The organism is Roseovarius sp. B08, assembly GCF_051417955.1.
Taxonomy (GTDB): domain Bacteria; phylum Pseudomonadota; class Alphaproteobacteria; order Rhodobacterales; family Rhodobacteraceae; genus Roseovarius.
In genome coordinates, this window is record NZ_JBPRLW010000002.1 from 33715 (window position 1) to 52027 (window position 18313).

An 18313-nucleotide genomic window follows, 5' to 3' on the forward strand; every position below is an offset into this window, starting at 1 on the left:
GAGAAGAAGTGCGAGCGTGGCTGGGGTGCCGGTGTGAATGGTCTGGAAGGCAAGGGCGCGAACGCGACAAGGCATTGCACCACGCCGTTTCCGTCAGACTTTCGTTTCGCAAAGATTCGCGACCGAGGCCGTCGGCCGCGTCAGGCAGTCGCTCTCGCCGTTCCCGCGCTGGCGATATGAGCGCGTTGCGTGCCGCACGGGATGAACTTGGAATCGGCGACATCGTTGTCCGACCGGCGTGTCTGACGCGGTCGGATCTGCCGACGCTTTGCGGGCAGGCCACACGGCTTAGGAAAAGCGGGGGCAGATGTCGTTCATTGACGTTCTGAACCGGCCCGCCGTGCGCAACCCGATTGCCACTGTCTGTCTGATGATCTGTCTTGGCGGTGGCATCGCGCAGGGTGTCTTTCCCGCCAGCGGCGTGTCGATCGCGGCCGTGCCGTTTTTTGGCGTCTATCTCGTGATCGCGTTCCGCAACATTGCCCGCGTCGGATGGGTGCTGCTTTTCTTCTCGTTCGCGATTGCCGTTCTGGCGCTGGCCGATGGTATCGAAACGCGCATTTTCGCCGAGGCGGCGGGGCGTGTCGTTTTCCTGTCCGCGCTGCTGACGGCTGTCGCTTTCTTGCGCATCGCGGCCACGCAGGACCCGGCGGTAGAGGTCGCCGGAGAATACCTGACCCTGCAGCCGCCGACCCGCCGCTACGCCTCTCTGGGTGCAGGGGGCCACCTGTTCGGCGTGCTTCTTAACCTCGGCGGATTGGGCGTGATGCTGGAAGTCATCATGAAAGGGCTGGCGGCCCACCGCCATGAGATGGACGATTTCGTGTTCGAGGCGCGTAAGCGCAGGATGGTGAGCGCCTGTATGCGGGGTTTTCCTCGATCGCGTTCTGGACGCCGTTCGGGATCGCCCTCAATCTGATGATCCTCACGATTCCGGGGCTCGAATGGGCGCATCTGGCCCCTTACGGGATCGCGCTGGCCGGGGTCCTTTTTCTTCTCGGATGGCTGTTCGACACGGTGGAATGGTGGCGCCCCCCCTCGGCGCGCGGACGTGCGCCGGCCCTGGCCGGAGATTTGCCGGGCTGGGCCCATTGGTCGGCCCTGATCGTTACCGGCCATGTCCTTGTGCTGCTGGGGGGCCGTGGTGGCGCTGGACAGGGCGACTGAATACAGTTTCCAGACCGTCCTGATCACCATCGTTCCGATCTATGCGCTTTTCTGGTCGGGTCTGAGGCAGGGCATCGGAAGTTTTCGAGTCATGTCGCGCCGGTTCGTGACCCAGGCGCCGGGATTCGCAACCGAGATGAGCGTTATCGCTTCGGCGGGGTTCATCGGCCTCGTCGCGCTGGAAGTGGTCCCGGTCGAATGGATTGCCGACCACTTCGGCTGGATTGCCACGCGGCCTGTCCTGACCGTAGTGCTGTTGATCATTACGGTGTTCCTGACGGGTCTGCTGGGCGTGCACCCGATGATCTCGGTCGTCCTGCTGGCGGAAGTGGTCAACCGCATCGGTGTGGATGGTCTGTCGCCGCTCGCTCTGGGTCTTGCACTGGCTGGCGGCTGGAGCAGCATCATCTGCATGGGGCCTGCGATCACAGCCGTCGTTTATGCCTCTTCCATCGTCGGGGAACGGCCAACGACAATCGGTCTGCGCTGGAACGGGTTCTTCGGTCTCGTCAGCATCCTCGTGATCACTTTCATCGTTGGCGGCGGTGTTGCTACCGGGCTGCTCTGATTTCCTGATCCTGTCCCCGGCGCAGCCAATCGCACATATGTGTTCGATCATGCCTGTCACATGGCGGAGGGTGCTGGATTGCGTGCGTTCCAGTACAGTTGTTCTGCGCAAATTCCCCGGCGGTCTGCCAGGGATACAGAAGCATCGGAGCCACGACCCAAACGATGGACGGACAAACGAAACCCACGCGTCGCCGCAAGGTCATTGGGCTGCAGGACGCAGCGCGTCTGGCCCGGGACGCTTTGCAGGAACGTCCTGAATTATGCCTTGGCGGGCTGTTCAAGCAGGGCCGGCCGGTCGCATTGGTGCGCGGGTTGCTGGCTGCGGGCGCAAAGGACCTGCATGTCTATTCCTCGCCCGGCGCGGGCTATGACGTCGATCTGATGATCGCGACAGGCGCGGTCGAGCAGGTGTTCATTCCCGGCGTCACGCTGGAGAACCGGCTTTGCCCCAATTTCCGCAGCGCGGTTGAGGCAGGGCAGGTGACTGCCCACGCGCTTGACGCGTTGACCGTGGTGGGCGGGCTGATGGCCTCGGCCCATGGTGTTCCGTTTCAGCCGATCGACGCGTTGCGCGGGTCGGACGTGTTGAAGCACAATCCGCTGATCCGCGAAATCGACTGCCCCTTTTCGGGACGCCGCATCCACGCCGTCGGGCCGATCCGGCCCCGCGTCACGTTCCTGCACGCGCAAGAGGCCGACCGCTGGGGAAACCTGCGCCATCTCAGCACCATGGTCTATGCCGATCAGCTGATGGCGCGCGCCTCGGACATGGTCATTGCCAGCGTGGACAGGATCGTGCCGGACGAGGTGATCCTTGACGATCCGTCGCGGGTCACGGTGCCGTCCCACTATGTCGATGCCGTGGTCGAGGTGCCTTACGGCGCGCATCCCACCGCGAGCTTCCCCCATTACGCGATGGACGAGGATCATATCGACGCCTACGCCGATCTGGGCGACGCCGCCCGTACCGGCGACCGCGCAGGACTGGACGACTACATCGCGCGTCATGTGACGCGGCCGAAAAGCCAGGGTGACTATATTGAAGCGGTCGGCGGCGCCGAATATTTCGCCCGGCTCGAAGCGGAGACACGGAAGAAATGAGCGCGGCGGTTTCCCCCCTTGAGCAAATGGTTGTCGTGCTGGCCCGCGACCTGGCCGATGGCGAGCTGGGCGCGGCGGGTGCTGCTGCATTGGTCCCGATGGCGGCGATCGCTCTGGCGCGTGAACTGCACGCACCGAACCTGACAGTCGGAGGAGAGATGTTCTTCAATCCGCTGCCGGGGCATCTTTATCCGTCCATGCTGGATGACCGTGCCTTGGGCCGGTGTGAGGCCGCCGAAACCTTCATCGAGCTTTTCGGCCACAGTCATCACGGCCTGGACTTCTTCTTTCACAGCGGGTTGCAGCACGATTCCTACGGCAATATCAACCTGCATCACGTCGGTGGCACGCTCGACGCGCCCGGGATGCGCGGGCCGGGGGCGGCCAACCTGTCCTACTGCCACACCTCCACGCGATTCTATGTCTGCCCCACGGTTCATACTACGCGAAATTTTGTCGAGAAAGTGGACTTCATCACCATACCGGGCCACCTTTCCGGGCCCGAGGCGAAACGCGCCGCCGGCCTGAAAAAGGAAGGACCGCGGTTCGTGGTGACACCACGCGCTGTCATGGATTTCGACAAGACGACGCTGCGAATGCGACTGAAATCGGTGCATGCGGGAAATACGCCCGAAGAGGTCCAGCGTCATACGGGGTTCGATCTGGCGATCAGAGGCGAGGTGCCGCAAACGCGGCCACCAACGGAGGAAGAATTGCGCGTTCTGAGAGAGCGGATCGATACATCGGGGGCCCTGCGTGCTTAAGCGACCGGGCTGACGTTACTTTAAAGGCAAAAACGGGAGGATAAAATGATCAAACGCAAGTTGACCGGATACCGGGCGGCGGTGGGTGCTATCGCGGCCATGGGCGCGATGGCCCTTGGCGGCGCGGCATCTGCCAAGGATCTCACGATGGGCACGACCAGCCCGACGTCGAGCCATTTCACCATTTCGGTTGCGATGAGCAAGGCGATCGAGACCGGCATGGAAGGCTCCAATGTCAGCGTGATCGAAACCGGGGCCAGCGTGGACAATGTGCTGCGGCTGGCGCGCGACGAGATCGACCTTGGGCTTGCCACCACCGACATTCTGATCTCCGCCAGAAACGGGACCGGCAAGTTCGAAGGTAACGCAATCCCAGATACGGTTGCGCTTTATCCTTACAGCGCCTCGATCCTGCTGATCGCGGTCACCGAAGAGTCTGGTGTGACGACGCTGGACGAACTGGACGGAAAGAAGTTCAATCCCGGCATCCGCGGATCGGCGGCCGAGACGTTGACGACCGGTATCCTGTCCATGTTCGATATCAACGCGGACCTGGTGCATGGCGCCGTTGGCGACGCGGTGGAAGGCATCAAGAACCGCCAGATCATCGGTTATAGCAAATACGGTGCCGCAAACTCTGTCGATGCGACCCTGCATGAGCTGATGACAAGCACCGAGATGCGGTTGATCGGCTTCTCCGAAGAGCAGGAGAAAGCGGCGACGGAAGCCATGGAGGGCGTCGGTTTCACAACCCTCCCCGCAGGGCTTATTCCGGGATCCGAGGAGATGCGGGTGCCTAAGCTCAACGTCTTCTTCCTGACCCGCACCGGCGTCATGGACGACGACACAGCCTATGACATCGCCCGCAGCATCCACCAGAACATGGGCCTGCTGGTCGAAGCCTGGCCGCAGCTTGCAGATTACGACATCGCCGCCGATGCCGTCGCCACAATCGAGACCGGTATACCCTATCATCCAGGTGCGGAACGTTACTGGAGAGAGGCGGCCGGAAGCTGATCGGAATCGCGGGCCGTCACGACGGCGGCCATAGGCTGATCCAGACGGGGTGCTGCGGGCACCCCGCCGTTACCGCTCTCGGAGAGAACATGACGCAAACATCGACCGCAATACCCAATTGGGAACGGCGCGGAGGGCAGGCGCTTGGAGTATTGTTGGCGGCATTCGTCGCTCTGCATTTCTACAATGCCTTATTCGGGCAGTTCGAACCGCTGGTTCAGCGGCCGATCTTTATCGGTTTCGGTATCGGCGGCGCGTTCTTTCTTTATGCGGCACGCGCCTCGCGAACCGGTGCGCGAAGCGGGATTGAACGGGCTGTGGACATCATGCTGGGACTACTGGCGTTCGCGGTTTGCCTCTACGTGATCCTGAACCGGGATCGCTTTTCGGATATCATGGTGCGCTATGGGCCGATCGACAAGGCGGCAGGTCTGATAGCTGTCCTGCTGACCCTCGAGGCCGCGCGCCGGGTGATCGGATGGTTCCTGCCGCTGCTGGCCCTTTGCACCGTGATCTATTTCTATTTCGGCTATGACCTGATCGACGGCGCCTGGCGCCCGCCGCGCGTTTCGGCACGTACCGCTGTCGAGACATTTTACAGCTCGACCACCGGCCTGTTCGGCTACCTTGCGGATATCGGGGCACGGGTCATCGTGATCTATGTGCTTCTGGGGGCGCTCCTGCTGTCGACCGGGGCAACGGATGCTTTCATGAAAATGGCAACGTGGATCGCCGGTCGAACGTATGGCGGCCCGGCAAAGGTCTGTGCCCTGTCTTCGGCGATGTTCGGGACGGTGACCGGTTCGGCAGTGGCCAACGTCATGGCGACCGGCTCGATCACCATTCCCACGATGAAGCGGCTGCGCTATCCACCGGCCTTTGCCGGGGCGGTCGAGGCCGTTGCCTCCTCCGCCGGCCAGCTTACGCCGCCGGTGATGGGGGCAGCGGCCTTCATCATGGCTGAGTTCCTGAACATTCCCTATACCGACATTGTCGTTGCGGCGATCGGTCCGGCATTTCTCTACTACCTGGCGGTATGGTTTGGGGTGGATCTCTATGCGCGTCGCACAGGGTTACAACCGACACCGAGGAGCGAAATGCCCGAACCGGCGGAATTCCTCGCACCGGACAAGTCAATCCCCTTGTTTCTTCCCATCGCGGCGATGGTCTACTTCCTGTTCAACGGCTACACGCCGAGCTTTGCAGGTGCCGGTGCTGTTATCATACTGGTTTTGGCCTGTATGGTGGTGCGCCCGTTCGCGCGTGACGGAAGAGGGCAGGGCGTGCTGGCCTCTTGGGCCAAGCTGGCGCGCGACCTCTATGAGGGGATGATCGAAGCAGGGCGGGCGTTGGTGATGATCGCCGCGCTGCTAGCCTGCGCCGCCATCGTCGTCAAGGTTCTGACGGCGACGGGTGCCGGGGTCAAAGTCTCGAACCTGTTGTTCTCTGTGTCCGGTCAGGGGCTGATCTTGGCCCTTTTGCTAGCGGCGGTGCTGGCGATCTTGCTGGGTATGGACGTGCCGACGACGGCCTCCTATGTGCTGGCTGCGGCGATCGCCGCGCCGAGTCTCGTACGGCTTGGCCTGCCCGAACTGACGGCTCATCTTTTCGTCTTCTACTATGCGATCCTATCGGCCATCACGCCACCGGTCTGTGCCAGTGTCTATGCCGCCGCCGCCCTGGCAGGGGCCAATTTCTGGCGGGTGGCGGGTCGCGCGCTGATGTTGGCCGGAGCGATCTATGTGGTGCCGTTTCTCTTTGTGTTCCGGCCGGGTATACTGGCCCAGGGCGGCACGGTGCAAATCCTACTGGATATGGGCGTGGCCTGCGCCGCGGTTTTTGCCGTCAGCGTCGGCACAAGCGGCTGGTTTCGTGGAAAGGTGCCGGTCATCGGCCGGTTGCTGTTCCTGTCGGCTGCCGGCTTGCTGTTTTACGCCGCGCCTGCGGCCGACATCGTTGGTGGGCTGGCGCTGGCCGGGCTCTTAGCGTGGCGGTTTTTGCGCGGAGCACCGCAGCCCGGCCGCGCCGGGTGACCTCCGAAAAGCGAAGAGCCACCGCAGACAACCTCTGCGACGGCTCTTCCACATTCGACGCCGAAGTGGCGGTGCCTCTGGCCTCAGGTCATTTTGAAGTAGGGAAAAGTCACTTCGTCGGTTGCCTTGACGAACGTCACTTCCACCTTGGCCCCGATATGAACCTTCGCGGGGTCGCCGGTCTGGATCCGGCTCATCATCCGGGGGCCTTCCTCCAGCTCGATCAATGCCACGATATATGGCACGTCATCCGCGAAAGCCGGCCCTGCCGGACGGCGCGCGATGGTGAAGGTATGCACCCTGCCGCGTCCGCTCACGGTGTTGAAGCGCAGATTGTCGGAATGGCAATACGGGCAAATAGAGCGGGGATAGAAATGATGTTTGCCGCAATCGCCGCAAAGCGGGATGTCGAGGCGGCCCTCGCGCGCGGCCTCCCAATAGGGGGCGCTGTCATGGTCGATCACCGGAAGCGGTTTTTCAATGCTCATCGTCTTAGCCCTTCTGCAAAATCACGGTCGCACCAGAGGAAAGCGTACCCCCGGTACCATGCACCAGGGCGGTCTCGGCGCCCTTGACCTGGCGTTCGCCGCCTTCGCCGCCTTCGCCGCGAAGCTGCCGGACGGCCTCGATCAGCAGGAACATCCCGTACATGCCCGGATGCAGCGCCGAAAGACCGCCGCCATTGGTGTTCATCGGAAAGGCGCCGCCCGGCGCCGTGCGTTGGCCAGAGACAAAATCGCCGCCTTCGCCGATCTTGCAGAAACCCAGCGCCTCCAGCGTCAGCAGGACGGTGATGGTGAAACTGTCATAGACCTCGACCACGTCGATGTCGGAATGGCTTACCCCGGCCATTTTCATCGCCGTTTCGCCGGCCTTCTGCGCGGGCAGCAGGCGGGCGAGGTCGGGCATCTCGCCGATAGCCCAATGGGTGTGCGCTTCGCCATAGCCCTTGACCGCGACGGGTTTGGTCTTGAGGTCCCTGGCGCGTTCGGCGGTGGTCATCACGATGGCGCCCGCGCCGTCGGTGACAAGGCAGCAATCGAGAAGATGCAGCGGTTCCGAGATCATCGTGCTGGACAGGACGTCGTCGACGGTGAGCGGATCGCGCCGAGTCGCGGCGGGGTTCAGCTGTGCCCATTTCCGGGTGGCGACGGCAATTTCGGCCAGGTTCTCGGAGGTGGTGCCGTATTCGTGCATGTGACGCTGCGCCGCCATCGCGTAGCCACTCACAGGCGTCGGCATCCCGTAGGGTGTTTCGTGCTGCATGGACAGGACCGAAGGACGTCCGCCCAGATTGCGGCTGCGCAGGGATTTCTGGTCGGAACTGTAGACGATCAGGGCAACCTCGCAATAGCCCTCGCGCAGCGCCATCGCGGCGTGGGCGACATGCGCTTCGAAGGCCGAGCCGCCGATATTGGTGCCATCGACATAGGTCGGCATTATATTGAGATATTCGCCCAGCGTTACCGTGGCGAGCTGTCCCGGCCCCGGCACGCCCCACATGCCGGCGGTCAAAAGACCGTCGACATCATCAAGCGTCAGGCCGGCTTCATCGACGGCGGCCTTCGCCACCAGGGCGGCATGGCCCAGAACCGAGGCCTTGGTGACGAATTTCCCGTCCTCGATTGGCGCGTCGGCAAGGCCGACGATCACCGGATCGCGTCCGTTCTTCATATGTATTTTCCCTTTGTTGTGCGGTGGTGTCCCAAAGCGGGCCCGAGGTCAGTTCGGGCGCATGGTCTTGGCGATCAGCGTGCGCTGTATCTGCGAGGTTCCGCCACCGATGGTGCTTTGCATCCCTTCACGGAAATAGCGTTCCATGTCCGAGTCGGGCAGCATGGAATGCCCGCCGAGGATCTGCATGCCGTTACGGGTGACGGTTTGCAGGGTCTCGGAGGCAAAGAGTTTCGCCATCGACACTTCGCGCGTGCAGGGCGTCTTGGCCGCGGCCAGGCTGGCAGCGCGATAGACCAGAAGCCGCGCGGCGTCGACCTGGGTCTGCATGTCGGCCAGCATGTGGCGGATCACCTGAAAGTCGAAGATCGGCTTGTCGAACTGGATCCGTTCATGCGCGTAGCGCAGGGCATCGTCCACCGCTGTCTGGGCATTGCCGACATAGGCCGCGGCCACGGCGACACGTTCCAGTTCCAGATGGTCGGTGATGATTGACCAGCCTTCATTCTCGGTGCCCAGCAGCGCATCGGAAGGCAGTTTCACGTCGTCCACGAAAATCTCGGTGGTTCCTGTTGCGCGCCGCGCCAGGGTCGGCAGCTTGCGGATGTCCAGACCCTCGGTGTCGTTGGGGATCAGGAAGACCGACAGCCCCTTGTGCTTTGGCGCGTCGGGGTCGGTGCGGGTCAGCATGGCGAGGATCGCATTGTCGGCCTTTGCGCCCGAGCACCAGAGCTTTTGCCCCTTGACCACCCAGCCGTTGCCGTCGCGCCGCGCGCGGGTCTTGGTCGAAGCCGCGTCCGACCCGGCGCCGGGTTCGGAAATCGAGATCGAGAAGCGGATGTCGCCATCCAGGAACGGCTGGATGTACCGCTCTTTCTGTTCGGGCGTGCCGAATTTCTCGATATTCATTGCGGTGAAGGTGGCGACCATCAGGCCGGTGGAAAAGTCGAAGCCGTATTTTGCCAGCCCCTCGCACATCAGCGCATAATCCATGATGTCGCCGCCCAGCCCGCCGCTCTCTTCCGAGAACAGGATGCCGAGCCAGCCCTGCTTGGCCACCTTTTCATAGGCCTCATAGGGGTATTCGCGTTCGAGATCGCATTTGCGGATATAGTCGCGGCCGATCTCCTCGTCGATGAAACGCTCGACGGTCGCGCGCCACATCTCCTGCTCGGGGGTCAGGAAGTTCATGCGCTCTCTCCTTGTGTGGTGTCGTGCGCGGCCCGGATTTTGGGCGGTTCTCCGGGGCGATCGAGACGGGTCTTTCGGATTAGCAGGCTGAACTCGCAGCGCATCACCGTTTCGTCCCGCTGGTTGATGCCTTCCAGCTTGCTGGTCACGACACCATGCTTTTCGTCATGATCCTTCAGATTGACGATTTCCGCGCGGGCCCAGAGGGTGTCGTTGATGAAGGTCGGTCGCAGAAAGCGCAGCTTGTCGCAGCCGTAGAAGGCAGCGAGCACGGAGCTGTCGAAGGGGATCATCGCGTTGACGATGGAAAACACGAGGCTGCCCTGAACAAGGCGCTGGCCGTATATCGCCTCCTTGGCATGCTCGATGTTGGAATGCAGTTCGAGCCAGTTCCCGGTGAGCATGCAGAAATTGACGACATCGGTTTCCGTCATCGTCCGCCCGCTCGAAACGCCGGTCTGGCCCAGTGACAACTCTCCGAAAGGGTGACGTATCACGTTAAATTCTCCTGTTCATTCGCCTTGGGTGCCAACACGATCAAGGCATCGGCAGCAGCCAATCCTTTCCCGTCCGCCCGAACCATCACAGGGTTGATTTCAATTTCCGAGATCAGATCGGCGTTCTCGGCGAAGAAAACAGATATGCGTGAAATCAGGTCCGCCAGGGCCCCCTTGTCGGCGGGTTCCGCGCCGCGCAGCCCCGCCAGCAACCTGGCACCCGGGCCCGAATCCACCATCGCCTCGGCGGTTTGCGGCCCTGCGGGTGCAAGCCGGATTTCGGCCGCGTCTATCAGTTCCACCAGAATTCCGCCGGGGCCGGCCAGAACGATCGGGCCAAAGGTGTCGTCGCGTTTGCAACCGATGATCCATTCGGCCACGGACCCTTCTTCCATTTCCTCGATCAGCGCCGTGCCGCCCACAAACCGTTCCGCCATTTCGGCGGCGGCCTGTTTCGCCTCTTGAGGCGAGAGACCCAGTCGGACGAGACCATGATCGGACTTGTGCGGGTAGTCGTCGTGACACAGCTTGGCGACACAGCGCCCCTCGGCGGGATCGCGTTTCGGCACCGGTATACCGATCTGTTGCAGCAGGTCCTTCGCGTCGGCCTCGTGGACCACTTTACGCCCGGCGCGCTGCCAGTTTTCCAGTGTTTCCCTCGGGGTCATGCCACTTCTCCTGTCGTAGCCGCCAGCGCCGAAAGGCCCGAGGCCGCCCGCGCGGGCGAATCATAAACCGGGACAGCCCGTTCGCGCAGCGCCTCGCCCGAGGCATTGCTGCGCGCCGAGCCTGTCCAGACAATCAGGATCGGCTTGCCGGTGCTGTCGAACGCCTCGGCCAAAGCCTCGATGAACTGTTGATCCGGCACAAATGTGATAATTGCGATGGCGATATCCACGCCCGGATCGGCCGCTACGGCCTCCAGGCAACGGCCCACATAGGTGGGATTCGCCAGAACGACGCCGGTCAGATCGACCGGATTCGACACCGAGCCGTAGAACGGCACATAACGCGACAGCGCGGTTTGCGTCGCTTCGGCCAGGACCGGAACCTCGAAGCCGGCGCTTTCGGCCAGGTCGGTCATCTCGACGCCGAGCCCGCCGGTGACAGAGATGATTCCGACCCGGTTGCCGGCAGGCCGCCTGCCTGCGGCGAGGGCCGTGACGGCATCGACGGCAGCCACGGATTCCCGGGCGCGGATAACCCCGGTTTCGCGGAAGACCGCACTGATCACCCGGTCGTCTCCGGCCATCGCGCCGGTATGCGATTGGACAGCGCGCGATCCGGCGCGGCTTCGTCCGCCCTTGACCGCAATGACGTGCTTTCCGGCTCTTGTGAGTCGTTGGGCCGCCTCGGCAAAGCGGCGCCCGTCGCGCAGTTCCTCGACGTAGCACAGAACCACGCGGGTCTGCGGATCGTTGCCGAGATATTCGAGCAGATCCGCGGCGGTCAGATCCGTTTCGTTGCCGCTGGAGACGATGGCATTGATCCCCACGCCGCGTTCGCCCAGACGCAACGCCATAAGGCCGCCTAGCGCGCCGGACTGGGAAATCATGGCCACGGGGCCGGGCCTGAGACCGTTGAACATGGGGCTGAAGGTCAATTGCAGATCCGACGCGGGGCGCACCACGCCTTCGCAGTTCGGCCCGACCAGGCGAAAGGGCGCGTCCTGCATGATCCGGCGCAGCCGCATCTCGTTGTTGTGGCCGTCTTCCCCGGCTTCCGAAAAGCCGGAGGTCACCCCGACCACGACTTTCACATCGAGCCGGGTACAGGTTTCCAGCGCATCGAGAGCGACGCCGACAGGGGTTGCCAGAACGACCACGTCGATCGGGCCGTCGATCTCCTCCAGGCTGCGTGCTGCCGCAAGCCCCTCGATTTCGCCGCCCGAGGGGTTCACCGGAATGATCTTGCCGCGATAGCCGTTGCTCTTCAGCAGGGCCAGCACGGCCTGCCCGAGCTTGCCCTTGGTGCGGGACGCCCCGACGACCGCGATGGTGCGCGGGTCGAACAGCCCGTCCAGAGCTTGGCCAACCGTGGGGCGGGGTGTCGTCATTCGATTCGTGTTTGGCTCAGCCATTTCTTTCTCCGTCAAGTGAAAATTTTATTGCCCGTTTCGATGATCTAACGGGTGTTCGATTGTTCTCGCAATGGATTTAGGTTCCGATGAGACTGAGGGCGCTGGACCCGGAGGTTGGGGCTTGACGACCGAGAAATGACAATCTGGGAGACTACCGAGTGAAATTAACAGACGGGCCGCTGAGCGATCTCAGGGTGATTGAAATGGGGCATGTGATTGCCGCGCCGATGTGCGGCGCTCTGCTCTCCGATTTCGGCGCCGATGTGATCAAGATCGAACGGCCGGGGCAGGGCGACATGCTGCGGGTTCTGAGCGCGCGCGCCAAGGATGGCGTCGGTGTGTGGTGGAAGACGCTGGCCCGAAACAAGCGACTGGTTGCGCTGGACTGGAAAACCGAAGACGGCCGCGAGGTTCTGCGCCGCTTGGTCGAAAACGCGCAGGTTCTTATCGAAAACTTCCGCCCCGGCGTGCTTGAAAGGGCGGGATTGGCGCCAGAGGTTCTGCATGGCTGGAATCCCGATCTGGTGATCGTGCGGATCTCGGGCTATGGCCAGACCGGGCTGCGTTCCTCGTGGCCGGGTTTCGGTCGGGCCGGCGAGGCCATGAGCGGACTGGCGCACATCACCGGCTTTGCCGACAACGCGCCGATGCACCCCGGCTTTCCCGTCGCGGATTCGACCACCGGCCTGATGGCGGCCTACGGCGCGATGATGGCGCTTCATGCGGTGCAGAACGGCAGCGCCAGGGGCCAGGTGGTGGACCTGGCCATCTTCGAGCCGCTGTTGCGCCTGATCGACTACCACGTTCCGACGCGAACCGGCGCGGGGCTGCCGGTTGACCGAAACGGACTTCAGGCACCCAATTCCTACGCCCCGGCGGGGTGTTTCGCGCCAGGGACGGGAAATGGGTCACAATCAGCGCAGGCAGTGCGGCGACCGGGCGGCGGCTTCTGGAAGCCGCGGGCGGAAAGGAATGGGCGGAACAGCCGCAATTCCAAAGCCTCGATGGCTTCGCGGAGCACATGGACGAGATTGTGGACCGTCTCGGCGCATTTGTGGCACAGCATGACGCGCAGAAGGCGATTGACATCTTCCAGGCCCACGATGCCGTGGCGGCGATGGTCTATGACGTCGATGACATCCTTGCCGATCCGCAGATCGCCGCGCGCGGCGACATCGTCGGGGTCGAGGGCGACGACACCAAGGTCGTCGGACCCGTGCCAAAGCTGGACAAGACGCCGGGACGGCTGCGCTGGCTCGGGCGCAGAGAGCTGGGCGCCGACAGCCGCGCAGTGCTGGAAGAGCTCGGATACGACGCCGGGAAGATCGACAAGCTCACCGAAAACGGCACTGTAGCCGAACCGAAACGCTGAGAGCGGACTGCGAGATTTGAGGAGAACACCATGACCTATCAGATGACATCCGATCAGCAGGGAATCCGCGATGCCGTCCTGCGGATTTGCGAAGAGTTCGACGACGAGTTCTGGCTGAACCGGGATCGCGAAGGCGGCTTCCCGCACGAATTGCACCAGAAGCTGGCCCGCGATGGCTGGCTGGGAATCGCCATCCCCGAAGCCTACGGCGGCGCCGGACTTGGGATTGTCGACGCTGCGATCATGATGCAGGCGATCGCAGAGTCCGGGGGCGGCAACAGCGCCGCCTCGGCGATCCATATGAACATCTTCGGCCTGAATCCGGTCGTCAAGTTCGGCACCGAGGACCAGAAGAAGACCTATCTTCCGCCACTGGTGGCCGGCGAGCAACGGGCCTGTTTCGGTGTCACCGAACCGACGACCGGCCTCGACACGACCAAGCTGAAAACTCGCGCCGTGCGTCAGGGCGACCGCTATGTCGTGCATGGGCAGAAGGTCTGGATTTCGACCGCCCAGGTGGCCGACAAGATCCTGCTTCTGGCGCGCACCACCCCGCTTGAAGAGGTCAAAAAACCGACCGAAGGCCTGAGCCTGTTCTACACCGATCTTGATCGGACCTTCGTCACGGTGCGCGAGATCGAGAAGATGGGTCGCAAGTGCGTCGATTCAAACGAGCTGTTCATCGACGGGCTGCCGATCCCGGCCGAAGATCTGATCGGCGAGGAAGGTCAGGGCTTTCGCCAGATCCTGCACGGGCTGAATCCCGAAAGGGTGCTTATCGCCGCCGAAGCGGTGGGCATCGGGCGCAACGCGCTTCGGCGTGCGGTGGATTACGCCAATGAGCGTGTCGTCTTTGGCAGGCCGATCGGACAGAACCAGGGTGTGCAGCACCCGCTGGCCGCCTGCTGGGCCGAGCTGGAAGCCGCCAACCTCATGGCGATGAACGCCGGCGCGCTTTACGATGCCGGCAAGCCCTGCGGAAACGAAGCCAACGCAGGCAAATACCTAGCCGGCGAAGCGGCGGTGAAGGCGACGCAGACCGCGCAGCTTACCTTCGGCGGTTTCGGCTATGCCAAGGAATACCATGTCGAGCGGCTTGTGCGGGAAGCCATCCTGTTCCGCATCGCGCCGGTCACCCCGCAACTGGTGCTGTCGTTCATCGCGGAACATGCGCTCGGCCTGCCGAAGTCCTACTAGTTTAGAATATCAAAGGAAGACCCATGCGAATTGACGGAATGGATGCCATTTTCGCCCCTCGTTCTGTTGCCGTGATCGGCGCGTCGAGTGACCCCAAGCGCATCGGCGGACGGCCGGTGAATTTTCTCATACGTCACGGGTTCGACGGCCCGATCCTGCCGATAAATCCGAAGTCGCCCGAGGTGCAGGGTTTGACGGCCTATCCGTCGATCTCCGAGGCCCCGACGACCCCGGATCTGGCGGTGATCGCGCTGCCCGCGCCGCTGGCGGTTCAAGCGGTCGAGCAATGCGCGGCCCGCGGCGTGCGGGGGGCGGTGATCTTCAGCTCGGGGTTTTCCGAGGTTGATTCCGAAGGCGCCGCGCTTCAGGCGCGCATGGTGGATATCGCGCGCGAAGGGGGTATGCGGCTTGTCGGGCCGAACTGCCTTGGCATCGCCAATGTGCGCCACAATCTTTACGCCACCTTCACACCGGGGTCGAAAAGCACCTGCCCAAGCCCGGCGGCGTGTCGATCGTCAGCCAGAGCGGCGCCTTCGGGTCGTATTGCATGACGCTGGTCAGGATGCGCGGACTGGGTGTGAACCTCTGGGCGACGACGGGCAATTCCTGCGACGTCGATTTCGCCGATGCGGTGGCCTATTGCGCGCAGGATGACGAAACCCGGGTAATCATGGGATACCTCGAAGGCGCGACCGACCGCGACAGGCTGGTCGAGGCCCTTGAACTGGCGCGCGCACGGGAAAAGCCGGTGGTCATGATGAAGGTCGGCCGCAGCGCGGTCGGTGCCGAGGCCGCGCAATCGCATACCGCCTCGCTGGCGGGGTCCGACGCGGTCTATGACGCGGCCTTTCGGCAATACGGCGTCTACCGGGCGCAATCGGTCGACGAAATGTTCGATGTGACCTATGCCTGCGCCGAATCCGGTTCGATGATGCAGGGCGACCGGCTGGGTCTTGTGACGGTGTCCGGCGGCGTTGGGGTGCTGATGGCCGACGAGGCCGAGAAACTGAAACTGGACGTGCCCTCGCTTCCCGATCACGCGCAGAAAAAACTGAAAGAGGTGCTGCCTTTCGCAGGTGTCCGAAACCCGGTCGATGTGACGGCGCAGTTGGTCAACCAGATCGACCTGCTGGAAACCAACATGGATGTGTTGTTTGGCGACGGCGAAATCGACGGAGCCATCATCTTCATGTCCACGGTCGGTCTTGTCGCCGACCTGAACGAAGCCATCCGGATCGGGCTGGAGCGCATCCGCGAGAAGTTTCCCGGCCGGCCGATGCTGTTCTGTTCGCTGACCGAACCCGAGGGTCGTGCTGCATATGAAAAGTCGGGGTTCATCGTGTTCGAGGAACCGACCCGCGCGGTCCGTGCGATGGCCGCATTGCGCTATTTCGCCAGGTCCTTCGCGCGGGCCGGCGAACATGACCCGATACCCGAACTGTCCGACCTGTCGCCGTTGCCGGACGGCATGGTGAACGAGATCGAGGCCAAGGCGCTGCTTGCCGAGGCCGGCATCGGGATCGTGCGCGAAACCCTGGTCAGGACTCCGGAGGCGGCAGCCGAGGCGGCGCAGGAGATGGGCTTTCCGATCGTGTTGAAGATCGCCTCGCCCGACATCCTGCATAAATCCGATATCGGTGGCGTGGCGCTGAACCTGCGCTCGGCCGAAGAGGTCCGCTCTGCCGGGGTGCGCATTCTGGAACTGGCGTCCGAGAAAGCGCCCGATGCGCGAATCGACGGTCTGGTCGTGGCGGAACAGGCAGCACCTGGGCTGGAGGCCATACTGGGCGTGACCCAGGATCCGGCGTTCGGCCCGGTGGTCATGTTCGGTCTGGGCGGCGTGCTGGTCGAGGCGCTGGGAGACGTGTCCTTCCGGGTTGCTCCTTTCGGTCCCGCCGAAGCCCGCCGCATGATCGACGAAATCCACGGTCGAAAACTGCTGGACGCATTCCGGGGGGCGCCCGAACGCGACATCGGCGCGCTCGCCGACGCCCTTGCGCGCCTGTCGGCCTTTGCCGCCTATCACGGGGCAGCGCTTGAGACCATTGATGTGAACCCGTTGATCGTCGGGCCCAGTGGCCAGGGCGCCGTGGCCGCTGATGGCGTAATCATCCCCATAAAGCGAGGCGGCCACTGACAAACGAGCCCGACATCTTCCCGATCCCCTGACAGCTGCGGCGAGCCTTCTGCGATTTTCTAACAGTTGACAGAAACCACATACGCGGCCATTTTGCTTTCGGAATACTGTTCATATAATAGTATGCTGGGAGGAGATCATGGAAGACGCGCATCAGACGCTGGCGAAGACCGGCGGGCACCACATCGTGAAATCAGTCGCCCGCACCTGTGAAACGTTGGTGTATTTCGACGAGGTGCGACGGCCGCTATCGGTCGTGGAAGTATCCAAGAAACTGGGGTATCCGCAATCGAGTACCTCGTCGCTCTTGAAGAGCATGGTCAGCCTCGGCTTCCTGACACACGATGCCCGAAACAAGAACTACTTCCCCACGGAACGCGTCCCTCTTCTGGGCTCATGGATGAACCCGGATCTGTTCGGCGAAGGCATCATCCAGCGGTTGCTCAAGGCGATCGCGCAACGGACGCAACATGTCGTTGTCCTGGGAACAAAGAACGGTGACGAAGCCGAGTATGTCCAAGTAATCCGTCCGAAGAAGTCGCCGATCCACCACATTTCACTCGGAACGCGACGTCCGCTGGGGACTTCGGGGGTGGGGCGGGTTCTGATGAGCCGCTTCAGCGATGAAGAAGTGGGCCGCCTGTTACGAAAGATCAATGCTTATCGTGCGCCCGACAAACCGGCGGTGGACGTGAAGGCCTTCGTCGCCTCGTTGGCCGAGACCCGTGCCAAGGGGTACTATCTTTCCACCGATCAAGTCGTCAAAGGCGCCGGATTGATCTCCATGCCTTTTCCCAGCCACCAGAGTTCCCGCCTTTTTGCCGTCGGGGTTGGTGCCCCAACGGATGTCATCCAGCGATCCGAGAACGAGATTGTTAGGATCATGCGTGAAGAAATTGTTCGGCATCTGGGAAAGAAAGGTCATGATCCTAGAGTCCGTTGAACATCGGGATCCCCACCCGTCGTGATTTTTGTGCCCCCCTGGCAAAAGAGTAGGTTCTGACCCTGGTCAGAATCGGTAACCCACTGGCGCTGGCTTTTTGCAAAGTCAGGGTAAATTGACGGCAGCGGGTTGCAGTGGTCCCATGAGGCAGGCACCGGCCTTTTCGCGCGAGCGCGTCGTCTTCGGTCGTCCGATCAGTCAGAACCAGTCTATCCAGCATCCGCTCGCTTCGGTGTGGATGCGTCTTCAGTTCCGCCGCGCTTTACGTTCAGAACAGGCTCCGCGGGCTCCAGGCCAATACCGCGCGCACCCTCGCAGGACCGGCAGCCTACGAAGCGGCGTTCCGGGCGGTGCGCACCCATGGCGGCTTTGGCTTCGCGCAGGAATACCACGTCGAGCGCTACTTTCGCGAAAGCGTGCTGAACTTCATCGCGCCGGTCAGCGAGGAACTGATCTTCTCTTACGTGGCCGAGAAAGCGCCGGGGATGTCCAAGTCCTGTTGACGCTTGATTAACGCGTGGCTGTCGCTGCGGCTTCGGTTGGCGCAATAGCATATATGTGCGATCTGGT

At 62.6% G+C, this 18313-nt stretch carries 17 protein-coding genes and 2 pseudogenes; 13 read left to right on the forward strand and 6 right to left on the reverse strand.

Features of this window, described 5'->3' with window-relative positions; translation table 11 throughout:
* Window positions 1-307 precede the first annotated feature (307 nt).
* The 7 genes from ACSQ76_RS21450 (at window position 308) to ACSQ76_RS21480 (ending at window position 6652) form a co-directional block, all read left to right on the forward strand.
* Window positions 308-919, forward strand: coding sequence for a hypothetical protein (locus tag ACSQ76_RS21450; protein ID WP_437158272.1), 612 nt, complete (start codon window positions 308-310; stop codon window positions 917-919).
* On the forward strand, window positions 919-1167 hold the full coding sequence (locus tag ACSQ76_RS21455; RefSeq protein WP_437158273.1) for a hypothetical protein: 249 nt from the start codon (window positions 919-921) through the stop codon (window positions 1165-1167). Before ACSQ76_RS21450 ends, ACSQ76_RS21455 begins: the two co-directional genes overlap by 1 nt.
* A complete protein-coding gene (locus ACSQ76_RS21460; protein ID WP_437158274.1) occupies window positions 1145-1735 on the forward strand; it encodes a hypothetical protein in 591 nt (196 codons plus the stop codon). Before ACSQ76_RS21455 ends, ACSQ76_RS21460 begins: the two co-directional genes overlap by 23 nt.
* 164 nt (window positions 1736-1899) lie before the next feature.
* The gene (locus ACSQ76_RS21465; protein ID WP_057817167.1) at window positions 1900-2838 is read left to right on the forward strand and encodes a CoA transferase subunit A; all 939 of its coding nucleotides are present in this window, start codon (window positions 1900-1902) and stop codon (window positions 2836-2838) included.
* Window positions 2835-3602 (forward strand): CoA-transferase, encoded by a 768-nt coding sequence (locus tag ACSQ76_RS21470; protein WP_437158275.1) that lies wholly within the window; start codon window positions 2835-2837, stop codon window positions 3600-3602. Before ACSQ76_RS21465 ends, ACSQ76_RS21470 begins: the two co-directional genes overlap by 4 nt.
* Window positions 3603-3647: 45 nt before the next feature.
* Window positions 3648-4619, forward strand: coding sequence for a TAXI family TRAP transporter solute-binding subunit (locus tag ACSQ76_RS21475; RefSeq protein WP_437158276.1), 972 nt, complete (start codon window positions 3648-3650; stop codon window positions 4617-4619).
* An 89-nt stretch (window positions 4620-4708) separates the two neighbouring features.
* Window positions 4709-6652 (forward strand): TRAP transporter permease, encoded by a 1944-nt coding sequence (locus tag ACSQ76_RS21480; protein ID WP_437158277.1) that lies wholly within the window; start codon window positions 4709-4711, stop codon window positions 6650-6652.
* An 83-nt stretch (window positions 6653-6735) separates the two neighbouring features.
* Here ACSQ76_RS21480 and ACSQ76_RS21485 read toward each other — a convergent pair whose 3' ends face one another.
* Genes ACSQ76_RS21485 through ACSQ76_RS21510 form a run of 6 tightly spaced genes read right to left on the reverse strand, consistent with a single transcriptional unit; the run spans window position 6736 to window position 12070 of the window.
* Entirely contained in the window at window positions 6736-7140 is a 405-nt protein-coding gene (locus ACSQ76_RS21485; RefSeq protein WP_057817159.1) for a Zn-ribbon domain-containing OB-fold protein, read from the reverse strand.
* A 4-nt stretch (window positions 7141-7144) separates the two neighbouring features.
* Window positions 7145-8326 carry an acetyl-CoA acetyltransferase gene (locus ACSQ76_RS21490; RefSeq protein ID WP_437158278.1) on the reverse strand — a complete coding sequence of 394 codons (1182 nt, stop codon included), beginning with the start codon at window positions 8324-8326 and terminating at the stop codon, window positions 7145-7147.
* A 48-nt stretch (window positions 8327-8374) separates the two neighbouring features.
* Window positions 8375-9517: an acyl-CoA dehydrogenase family protein gene (locus ACSQ76_RS21495; RefSeq protein ID WP_057796800.1), complete on the reverse strand. Its 1143-nt coding sequence runs from the start codon at window positions 9515-9517 to the stop codon at window positions 8375-8377.
* Window positions 9514-10014, reverse strand: coding sequence for a MaoC/PaaZ C-terminal domain-containing protein (locus ACSQ76_RS21500; protein WP_236553291.1), 501 nt, complete (start codon window positions 10012-10014; stop codon window positions 9514-9516). Before ACSQ76_RS21500 ends, ACSQ76_RS21495 begins: the two co-directional genes overlap by 4 nt.
* A complete protein-coding gene (locus ACSQ76_RS21505) occupies window positions 10011-10682 on the reverse strand; it encodes an acetate--CoA ligase family protein (protein WP_057817155.1) in 672 nt (223 codons plus the stop codon). Before ACSQ76_RS21505 ends, ACSQ76_RS21500 begins: the two co-directional genes overlap by 4 nt.
* The gene (locus tag ACSQ76_RS21510; RefSeq protein WP_057817153.1) at window positions 10679-12070 is read right to left on the reverse strand and encodes an acetate--CoA ligase family protein; all 1392 of its coding nucleotides are present in this window, start codon (window positions 12068-12070) and stop codon (window positions 10679-10681) included. Before ACSQ76_RS21510 ends, ACSQ76_RS21505 begins: the two co-directional genes overlap by 4 nt.
* Window positions 12071-12321: 251 nt before the next feature.
* On the opposite strand from ACSQ76_RS21510, the pseudogene ACSQ76_RS21515 reads away from it, so the two are divergent.
* From ACSQ76_RS21515 to ACSQ76_RS21540, 6 genes and pseudogenes are all read left to right on the forward strand, one after another.
* A pseudogene (locus ACSQ76_RS21515) lies at window positions 12322-13466 on the forward strand (CaiB/BaiF CoA transferase family protein).
* Window positions 13467-13496: 30 nt separating this feature from the next.
* Window positions 13497-14663 carry an acyl-CoA dehydrogenase family protein gene (locus ACSQ76_RS21520; protein WP_437158279.1) on the forward strand — a complete coding sequence of 389 codons (1167 nt, stop codon included), beginning with the start codon at window positions 13497-13499 and terminating at the stop codon, window positions 14661-14663.
* Window positions 14664-14686: 23 nt separating this feature from the next.
* Window positions 14687-15214 carry a CoA-binding protein gene (locus tag ACSQ76_RS21525; protein ID WP_437158280.1) on the forward strand — a complete coding sequence of 176 codons (528 nt, stop codon included), beginning with the start codon at window positions 14687-14689 and terminating at the stop codon, window positions 15212-15214.
* Window positions 15211-16800 carry an acetate--CoA ligase family protein gene (locus ACSQ76_RS21530; protein WP_437158281.1) on the forward strand — a complete coding sequence of 530 codons (1590 nt, stop codon included), beginning with the start codon at window positions 15211-15213 and terminating at the stop codon, window positions 16798-16800. The genes ACSQ76_RS21525 and ACSQ76_RS21530 overlap by 4 nt, the downstream gene beginning before the upstream one ends.
* A gap of 139 nt (window positions 16801-16939) precedes the next feature.
* Window positions 16940-17743, forward strand: a complete 804-nt coding sequence (locus ACSQ76_RS21535) for an IclR family transcriptional regulator (RefSeq protein WP_057817145.1) — start codon at window positions 16940-16942, stop codon at window positions 17741-17743.
* Window positions 17744-17885: 142 nt separating this feature from the next.
* Window positions 17886-18246: pseudogene (locus tag ACSQ76_RS21540) on the forward strand (acyl-CoA dehydrogenase family protein).
* Window positions 18247-18313 lie beyond the last annotated feature (67 nt).